Source organism: Thermogemmatispora sp. (assembly GCF_019683755.1).
Lineage (GTDB): Bacteria > Chloroflexota > Ktedonobacteria > Ktedonobacterales > Ktedonobacteraceae > Thermogemmatispora.
Genome location: NZ_JADGHT010000466.1, coordinates 1 through 2,939, shown reverse-complemented (window position 1 = coordinate 2,939; position 2,939 = coordinate 1). Strand labels below are relative to the sequence as shown.

Annotated in this window: 2 protein-coding genes; one reads left to right on the top strand and one right to left on the bottom strand. The window is 57.9% G+C overall.

What is annotated here, in order from left to right:
* Positions 1-1,408: carboxypeptidase M32 (locus tag IRZ24_RS18840; protein ID WP_297167819.1), on the bottom strand; the 1,408-nt coding region annotated here is incomplete at its 3' end.
* Positions 1,409-1,880: 472 nt separating this feature from the next.
* Here IRZ24_RS18840 and IRZ24_RS18835 point away from each other — a divergent pair.
* Positions 1,881-2,747, top strand: coding sequence for an EamA family transporter (locus IRZ24_RS18835; protein ID WP_297167816.1), 867 nt, complete (start codon positions 1,881-1,883; stop codon positions 2,745-2,747).
* Positions 2,748-2,939: the final 192 nt, after the last annotated feature.

The window sequence follows — 2,939 nt, the reverse complement described above, 5'->3', positions numbered from 1 at the left end:
ATGTTTCTCCTTGCTCAAGCCGATTGTTGAAATCTGGAAAGATTTTGAGTAGAGTGTAGTAGATTTGCGCTGCATAGAGATTGCCCAGCGTATAGCTAGGAAAGTAGCCAAAACCACTGGTCCAATGGACATCTTGCAAGACGCCATTGCGATCGCTATCTGGGGTGATGCCCAAGTACTCGCGGTAACGGGCATTCCAGAGGCGTGGGAGCGATTCGACAGCCAACTCGCCGTTAATCAGCTCGCGCTCCAACTCGTAGCGGATGATAATGTGAAGGTTGTAGGTCACCTCATCAGCTTCGATACGGATCAGGCTCGGCTCGACCTTATTGAGGGCGCGCGAGAAGGTTGCAGCATCAATGGTTGTAAAATGCTCAGGGAAGGCGGCGCGCAGCAGATGAAACTGGCCTTTCCAGAACGGCTCGGATCTGCCAATGTAATTCTCCCACAGGCGTGACTGCGACTCGTGCACCCCCATTGAGGCCCCACCAGCCAGAGGCGTTCGTAGGAGGGTGGGCGCACAGCCTTGCTCATAGAGAGCGTGGCCTCCCTCATGGATGGCCGCCATGACTGCCGAGGCGAGAAAGTTCTCCTGGGGATGGATGGTCAGGCGCACATCCAGCGGGCTGCCAAAGCTAGTAGTGAAAGGATGTGGCGAATGGGCCAGGCCGCCGCGCTGAAAGTCATAGCCCAAGGCCTCTAGCAGGCGCTTACAAAGCGCGTCTTGCTGGGCCACAGGGAAGTGGCCATAGAGACACGAGGCATCGATAGTATGTCCACTGTTTTGAATGCGCTTAAGCAGAGAGAGGCTGACCTCGCGTACTGGAGCAAAGAGGGCATCGAGCTTGCGTACTGTCAGTCCGGGTTCGAAGAGGTCGAGCAAGGCATCGTAGCGTGTCTCGCGATAGCCATAGCGCTCGGCGATCTCGCGCTGCAAGGCCACCGTGCGGCTCAGCCAGGGTGCGAAACTGGCAAAGTCATTCTGCTCGCGAGCCCGGCGCCAGGCTTCAAAGCTGGCTGCTTCCACGCGGGCCATTTCTTCGACCAGTGAGCGAGGCAGGCGTGTGGCTTTCTCATGTTCGCGTTTTGCCTCGCGCACCAGAGCACGATCGGCATCGGTGAATGGCTCTTTCTCAACGACACTCTCCAGCCTGGCCACCAGGCGCCCCAGCTCGGGCGAGGTCCAGCGCTCATGGAGCACACCCTGCAAGGTTGCCAACTGGGCGCCACGCACATCCCCGGCCTCTTCTGGCAAAGCTGTATTCTGGTCCCAAGCCGCCAGCGCCCCGAGCGCTGCCAGGTCAGAGATCTCCTGCAGATAGCCTAGCAGAGCATTGATCTCCTCATGCGAGCGTGTGAATTCAAGCATTCGGGCTTGCTGTTGATGCTGTGAATGCAACGACGACATAGGCACTTTCTTCTCCTCAAAGCCACAGAATCGCAATCAGCTAGCAAACAAGAGAGATAAATGAGATGCGATGACGGACGATGTGGCACCCTGCTCATTGGGAGAGTGGCATCGCTCTTCAGGGCATGTTAACAGCATAGCATAGAAAAGCAATGGTCAAGAAGAGGTGTGGCACTCACTGCAACCTGTTTGCAGCCGGCTCGCTGGTAGGCTGGACTTAACAGCACCCACCGGATATACTGGTGATACCGTCCTGGCTCTGATCTTGGGAAGAGAGAGCTATCGATCGCCGTGCTGGCCAATTCGGGCGAATCGCTATATAGCGAGAGGGAGCAACAGCGGGTCAGCCCCCAGGAGGCGCGGAGGGCAGACTGCGGGCAACCCTCACGCTGGTAGTGGCATCCATTAGATGCCTGCTCCACGCCAAGCAGAGCAGACTGATCTTTCGCCCCGCTAGGAGCCTTTCTGAGCCATGAGTGTCCAGGTCCTCGCGCTCCTGGTCTGTGCTGGCCTCATGCACAGTAGCTGGAACCTGCTGTCGAAAGAGGGCAAGGACCGGCAGGTGTTCATCTGGTTAGCTATCTGCTCCGCTTGCCTCATCTTCTTCTTTCCGTTTCTGCTATTTTATCAGCCTGTGCCATTGCATGTCTGGCCCCTGATTGCTCTCTCGGCTGCGCTGGAGGCCGCCTACTATCTGCTGCTGGGGGCGGCTTATCGCTACGGGGATCTCTCGCTGGTCTATCCGCTGGCACGTGGTAGCGCCCCGCTGTTTGTGACCATCATCGCGCTTACGGTGCTGGGTGAGCGCCTGTCGCTCGTGGGAGGCCTGGGGATTCTTTTGATTGTCGCCGGCATCTATGTGATCCATCTGCGAGCCTTCGCCTGGCAGGAACTCACCGCCCCGCTGCGCCGGCTGCGCGAACCGGCAGCACTCCTGGCCGTGCTCTGCGGTTTAAGCATCGCTGGTTACTCGACGGTCGATAAGGTGGGCCTGCTCTCTACTGCCCCTCTTCCGTATATTTATTGCGTCTTTGTGCTTTCAGCACTCTATCTGTTGCCCTATATGCTTCTGGCCCGGCAGGCAGCGGTCCGCGCTGAGTGGCAGGCCCACGCACCACGTATCATACTGGCCGCTATTCTGGCTCTGCTCTCCTACTTACTTGTGCTCTTGGCCCTGAGACAGACAGAGGTCAGTTATATCGCTTCAGCACGCGAGCTTTCGGTTGTCTTCGCCGCGGTGATGGGCACTGTGCTCTTGCACGAGTCCTTTGGACGGCAGAAGCTGATTGGCTCCCTGCTTATCTTCTTCGGCATTCTGTGCATCGCGCTGCAGCCGTGAGGGTGGAGGGAAGATAAGTGCAACGCCAGTGAGGAGGCGACTTGAGGGCTTCGCCCGCCATAGGCATTCCTCCCTGGTCGTCCCTCACTGGCAAACGAGCGGTGAACCTGGCAATCAGCATTACCTAGGAGCAGGCCACAGCATAGGGTGTGCGATAGCTGACACCTCGGTCGGCTGTGCTGACAGGATGAT